The 5861-nt window shown below is 67.0% G+C and carries 4 protein-coding genes, 1 pseudogene and 1 riboswitch; of the genes and pseudogenes, 2 read left to right on the top strand and 3 right to left on the bottom strand.

All coding sequences use genetic code 11. From position 1 onward, the window contains the following. Window positions 1–390 precede the first annotated feature (390 nt). A complete protein-coding gene (locus HMPREF3086_RS07495) occupies window positions 391–762 on the bottom strand; it encodes an iron chaperone (RefSeq protein ID WP_061917010.1) in 372 nt (123 codons plus the stop codon). A gap of 172 nt (window positions 763–934) precedes the next feature. Then, a riboswitch (TPP riboswitch) is annotated at window positions 935–1044 on the top strand. Here HMPREF3086_RS07495 and thiC point away from each other — a divergent pair. Together thiC and HMPREF3086_RS17975 are read left to right on the top strand one after the other, a co-directional pair. Continuing rightward, window positions 1043–2773, top strand: a complete 1731-nt coding sequence (thiC, locus tag HMPREF3086_RS07490; protein WP_061917006.1) for a phosphomethylpyrimidine synthase ThiC — start codon at window positions 1043–1045, stop codon at window positions 2771–2773. (Overlaps the previous riboswitch by 2 nt.) 540 nt (window positions 2774–3313) lie before the next feature. Further along, window positions 3314–3574 (top strand): annotated as a pseudogene (locus HMPREF3086_RS17975) (SDR family NAD(P)-dependent oxidoreductase); the annotation flags it as partial. A gap of 33 nt (window positions 3575–3607) precedes the next feature. Here the strand turns inward: HMPREF3086_RS17975 and HMPREF3086_RS07480 are convergent. Both HMPREF3086_RS07480 and HMPREF3086_RS07475 read right to left on the bottom strand, forming a co-directional pair. Then, window positions 3608–4951, bottom strand: a complete 1344-nt coding sequence (locus HMPREF3086_RS07480) for an IS256 family transposase (protein WP_070721073.1) — start codon at window positions 4949–4951, stop codon at window positions 3608–3610. Between the two features lie 95 nt (window positions 4952–5046). Beyond that, the coding region (locus HMPREF3086_RS07475) for an SMP-30/gluconolactonase/LRE family protein (protein ID WP_070721070.1) at window positions 5047–5861 on the bottom strand (815 nt) is incomplete at its 5' end.

Below are 5861 nucleotides of genomic sequence, written 5' to 3'. Positions count from 1 at the left end.
GACAACGGCGCGACGACGGCTGCCCCGGCTGAGGATCTCTACCGGCGCCCGCTGCGCGGCATCGAGTAACTCGCTCTGATGAGCGCGGAAGTAGCTCAGCGTCGTGGTGACCATGCCAGCAATAGTACATCTTGTACAACTAGCGGCCCAGTTGCCTGCATGATCTCGAGTGGGTGGTGAGCTCCCTCGTCGTCGCCCTCGGACGGTCCGACGGCACCTCCAACACCACGGTGCGCGTGGTCGACTGGGTGACATACGCGGAGCCACCCTCGATCGCGATCCCGTTGGACACGCCGACCTGCGCGCGGCGCGACTATCGGTCTTCGACCTCGCCGGTCGCGGTGACCCGCGTCAGCCGGCCCGTCTGGCCGGTGACGATTCCGCGTGCGGTCACATCCAGTTGACGCCGTCGTGTTCGTGTTCGCGCACCCGGTACTCGATCATTCTGGTGAGGAGTGGGCGAGGCGGTGGGGTGCCGTATGGCAGGGCGACGGTGCTTTTGCCAGTGCGGTACCGGGTGAGCTCGGCTTCGAAAGCAGCTTTGGTGGATGGGGTGAAGGCGACGCTGGCGTGAGCCTTGTGACCGCTGAACATGAACAAGATGACGCCGTCGGGATGGACGTAGGCCGGGTGGCCCCACTTGATCTGCTCGACTGCATCGGGGACCGCTTCGCGGCTAAGGGACCGGAGTTCGGTGAGAAGGGCACGGCCGAGCGGTGGTGCTGCGTCGATGTACTCGTAGACGGTCGATGGCTTCGGCATGGCCTCTCACCCGATCCTCTGATCTGATTCCGGAAGGGCCGGTTTGCACCGGTGGCCTTTGGTATGCGTTCCGTTTCTACTCCGCAGGAACCGGCGGTGCAGATGCCCCCGGTCAGCGCCTTCTCTCCGCTCGGCCGGGGTGGTGGCGGTTGTCGTGGGCTGTTAACGTCGGGTCTGTCCACACGGGAGCCCTAATGCAGGGGCTGAGATCGGGCTGAAGCAGCCTGCGACCGTCGAACCTGCCCGGGTAATGCCGGCGAAGGAAGTAGGAGCACCTCACATGAGTGCATCGAAATCGCGCGCACTGACGTATGTCCACGACACCGAACATGATCTCCGAGTGCCGGTCACCGAGATCGCCCTGGAGGATTCTCCGGGCGGGGCGCCGAACGCCCCGGTGCGGGTCTACCGCACAGCCGGCCCGGGCAGTGACCCGGTGGTCGGGCTCCCGCCGCTGCGGGCCGCGTGGATCCGGGGCCGCGAGGACGTGGAGGAGTACGAGGGTCGGGAGCGGAATCTGCTCGACGACGGCCGCTCGGCGATCCGGCGGGGTGAGGCCTCCCAGGAGTGGAAAGGCGCGACTCCGGTGCTTCTCCGGGGCAGAGAGGGCCGGACGGTCACGCAGATGCACTACGCCCGCGCGGGGATCATCACCGAGGAGATGCGCTTCGTGGCCTTGCGCGAGAACTGCGACGTCGAGCTGGTGAGGTCCGAACTGGCGGCAGGGCGGGCGATCATCCCGGCCAACGTCAACCACCCCGAAGCCGAGCCGATGATCATCGGCAGGGCCTTCCTGGTGAAGATCAACGCCAACATCGGCAACTCAGCCGTCACCAGCTCGATCGCCGAGGAGGTGGACAAGATGCAATGGGCCACCAAGTGGGGAGCTGACACGGTGATGGATCTATCCACTGGCGATGACATTCACACCACCCGCGAGTGGATCATCCGCAACTCGCCGGTGCCGATCGGCACCGTGCCGATCTACCAGGCTCTGGAAAAGGTCAACGGGCAGGCCAACGAACTGACCTGGGAGATTTTCCGGGACACCGTGATCGAGCAGTGCGAACAGGGTGTGGACTACATGACGATTCACGCCGGAGTATTGCTGCGCTACGTGCCGCTCACAGCCGATAGGGTCACCGGAATCGTCTCCCGGGGCGGGTCGATCATGGCCGGTTGGTGTCTAGCCCACCACCAGGAGAACTTCCTCTACACCCACTTCGACGAACTCTGCGAGATCTTCGCCCGCTACGACGTCGCCTTCTCCCTGGGCGACGGGCTACGCCCGGGGTCGATCGCCGACGCCAACGACGCCGCCCAGTTCGCCGAACTCGACACCCTGGCCGAGCTCACCGCCCGGGCCTGGGAGTACGACGTGCAGGTCATGGTCGAGGGCCCCGGGCACATCCCGCTGCATCTGGTGCGGGAGAACGTCGAGCGACAGCAGGAACTGTGCCACGGAGCCCCGTTCTACACCCTGGGCCCGCTGGTCACCGACATCGCGCCGGGCTATGACCACATCACCTCCGCGATCGGGGCCACGGAGATCGCTCGCTATGGCACGGCCATGCTGTGCTACGTCACCCCCAAGGAGCATCTCGGGCTGCCGAACAAAGAGGACGTGAAGACCGGGGTCATCACCTACAAGATCGCCGCTCACGCCGCGGACCTGGCCAAGAACCACCCCGGAGCGGCCGAGCGAGATCATGCGCTGTCGAAGGCGCGGTTCGAGTTCCGGTGGCGAGACCAGTTCGCATTGTCTTTGGACCCCGACACCGCCGAGGCGTTCCACGACGAGACGCTGCCGGCCGAGCCGGCCAAGACCGCGCACTTCTGCTCAATGTGCGGGCCGAAGTTCTGCTCCATGCGCATCTCACAAGACATCCGCAACCAGTTCGGTGGCGCCGAAGAGCAAGAAGCAATCGCCGGGATGCAGCAGAAGTCCGCCCAGTTCCGGGCCACCGGATCCACTGTCTACCTGGACGCCCCCACAGTCCCCACGAACTGAAGGCCCCTACACCGGGGCGCGGCGCGGTGGACCGAGGGAACCCCCCTGGCTGCCTTCCCTGACGGGTCGGCGGACAGGGGGCCGTGACCCTGGATCGTGGACATGCTGATTCCAGCACGGTACTGGGGGAAGCGGGAATCCATGACATAGCACGGAAGAACTACACGGACGAGGTTCGTCGGCGGGCGGTGGACTTGTACGAATCGCCGCCTGGCGCCACGCGCGAGGGCATCGCGGCTCACCTCGGGGTCTCCCGCGGTTTGCGTTGAAGGGATGGGTGGACAAGCGCGGCTCCGGGACGACCACCGCTGGAAGGCCGACGGCGTCGATACCGGGTCGGCCCGAGCCGCAGGCGCCATCTGGCGGGGCAATGTGAGTCGGCGATATGTCTCAGGAGAATCTCAGGCCAGGCAGCATCGCCGATGCCGCCGGCCGGTCCCGCTCTGCGGGAGATGCGGATCACATTTGTTTCCGTGCGCCCTACGTTCGATGCACCGACTGCACAGGTACGCAGCGGCTGGAATCGATACAAGGAGAGCAATGGGATCACTAGATGGGCGCGTCGTCTTTGTCACCGGAGCCGCGCGCGGTCAAGGCCGAAGCCATGCTGTCACGCTCGCCGCAGAGGGCGCTGACGTCATCGCGATCGACCTCTGCTCGCAGATCGACACCGTCGAATACGACATGTCGACGCCCGACGATCTCGAGACCACCGTCCGAGAGGTCGAGGCGCTCGGGCGGCGGATCCATGCCGTACACGCGGACGTCCGCGATCCGGAAGCAGTGGTCTCGGCCCTCGAGGGAGCCTGTCAAGATTTCTGTGTATGCGGGTGGTCAGAGGTAGGGGTTGATGCGGTCTGGATAGGCTGCCGCCAGCTGGGCGAGGGCTTGCTTCCAGTTGGTGGTCACCTGGCCTTCGACGAGGCGGCCTGAGGCCCTCCGTTGTCCGGCGGGTTTACCCTTCTCGGCGGCGCGGTCGCGGGCTCGGCGGTCTTCGATGTTGCAGATCGCCAGCCACAGCAGCTTGACGGCCGATTCGGTGCTCGGGAAGTGGCCGCGGTTCTTGGTGACCTTGCGCAGCTGGAAGTTCAACGACTCGATCGAGTTCGTGGTGTAGATGACCCGCCGCAGCATGGGCGGGAACTGCAGGAACGGGGTGAATCGCTCCCACGCCGCGGTCCAGGTCGCCACGGTCTGCGGGTACTTGGCGCCCCAGGCCGAGGACTCGAACTCGGCCAGCGCCGCCAGGGCCGTCTCCTCGTTCGGGGCGGTGTAGATCTTCTTCAGCTCAGCGGCGACCTTCTTGCGATCCGAGTAGGACACGAACCGCATCGAGGCCCGGATCAGGTGCACCACGCAGGTCTGGACCATCGAGTCGGGCCAGGTCGCCTCGATCGCCTCCGGCAACCCTTGCAGGCCGTCGCAGCACACGATGAGTACGTCCCGGACGCCGCGGTTGGCCAGGTCAGCGCACACTTGGGCCCAGAAGGAGGCGCCCTCGGTGTCTTGGACCCAGATTCCCAGCACGTGCTTGACGCCCTCGAGGTCGACGCCGACGGCGATGTAGGCCGAGCGGCCCACCACGCGGTGGTCTTGGCGGACCTTGATGCGGATCGCGTCGAGGTAGATGACCGGGTAGAACTCCTCCAGCGGCCGGTTCTGCCACTCGAGGACGGCGTCGGCCACGGCGTCGGTGATCGCCGAGATCGTGCCCGCCGACAGCTCCACGCCGATCGTCGTGGCCAGGTGGTGTTCGATCTCGCGGACGGTCATGCCGCCGGCGTAGAGGCTGATGATCATGTCGTCGAGCCCGTCCAGACGGCGCTGGCCCTTGCGGATCAACCGTGGGGTAAACGTGCCGGCCCGATCGCGGGGGACGTCGATGGTGAACGAGCCGACCTCGGACTCGATGGTCTTCGAGGTGGTGCCGTTGCGGGCGTTCGGGCGCTTGGCCGGTGCCGGCTCGCCCTTCTCGTAGCCCAGGTGGCCGGTCAGCTCCGCCTGCAGACCCCGCTCCAGGGTGGTCTTGAGTAACGCCGGCAGCAGCCCGTCCGAGCCGGTGATCTCGACCTCGCCGGAGTCGATCTTGGCGAACAGCTCGTCCAGCGCACCGCTGGCCTGAAGCTGAGCGACGAGTTCGTTACCCGTGGTCGATGAAGCGCTCTTTTCATCGGTCATCGTCATCTCTTGCTGCGTGTCCTTTCAGCACGGCTTACACAGAAAATTAAACACGCCCTGACGACGGCCTCGGGAATGACTCGAGACAGCCGCCGTCAGCCCTCCGCCAGCCGCACGTGGCGGATCGGCCCGTGCAGCGAGGTGACCAGCAGGTCGTCGGGACCGAACTCCCCGAATCCATCGGCCACGACAACGGCCGTGGCGCGGGGGATGCCGCCGACCAGTACGCACGCGTCGCCGGTGCCGCGGTCGACTCGGAACACCTCGCCGGTGGTCCACGACGTGACGTAGAGGGCCTGCGGGGTCACGGCCAGATCGTCGAGCCCGCGGGCGATCTCGGGCGGGGTGGTCAGCTCCCTCGTCGTCGTCGCCTCCGGTCGGTCCAGCGGCACCTCCAGCACCACGGTGCGCGTGGTCGACTGGGTGACGTGCGCTGTGTCGCCCTCGATCGCGATCCCGTTGGACACGCCGAGCGCCGCGCGGCGCGACCACTCGTCGTCGACCTCGCCGGCCGCGGTGACCCGCGTCAGCGCCGGCACATCCAGGCTGGTGAGGTACCGGTTTCCGGCGGCGTCCACGGCCAGGCCGTTCATCCGGGCGTCCAGGCGCGCCTCGATCCGCGCCTCGGGGCGCTCAGCGGCCGGGTCGAACGTCACCACGTCGGACCGGTCGGCCAGGTACCCGGTGCCGGCGGCGACGTGCATGCGACCGTCGGGGCCGAGCGCGATCCCGCCCGGCGCGCGGACGGCCACCGACGCCACCACGCGGCCGTCGGGATCGTAGGCGTCGACCCGGTTCAGGAACGTCTTGGACACCCACAGGCGGCCGTCGGCGTCAAAGGCGAGGTTCTCGGTCCAGCCCACCACCGGCACGGGGGCGTCACCGAACGTCGACACCCGCGGGGCTGGAC

Source organism: Dietzia sp. HMSC21D01 (assembly GCF_001815995.1).
Taxonomy (GTDB): Bacteria; Actinomycetota; Actinomycetes; order Mycobacteriales; family Mycobacteriaceae; genus Dietzia; species Dietzia cinnamea.
The sequence above is the reverse complement of the archived record's forward strand: the minus strand, read 5'-3'. Positions and strand labels throughout refer to the sequence as shown.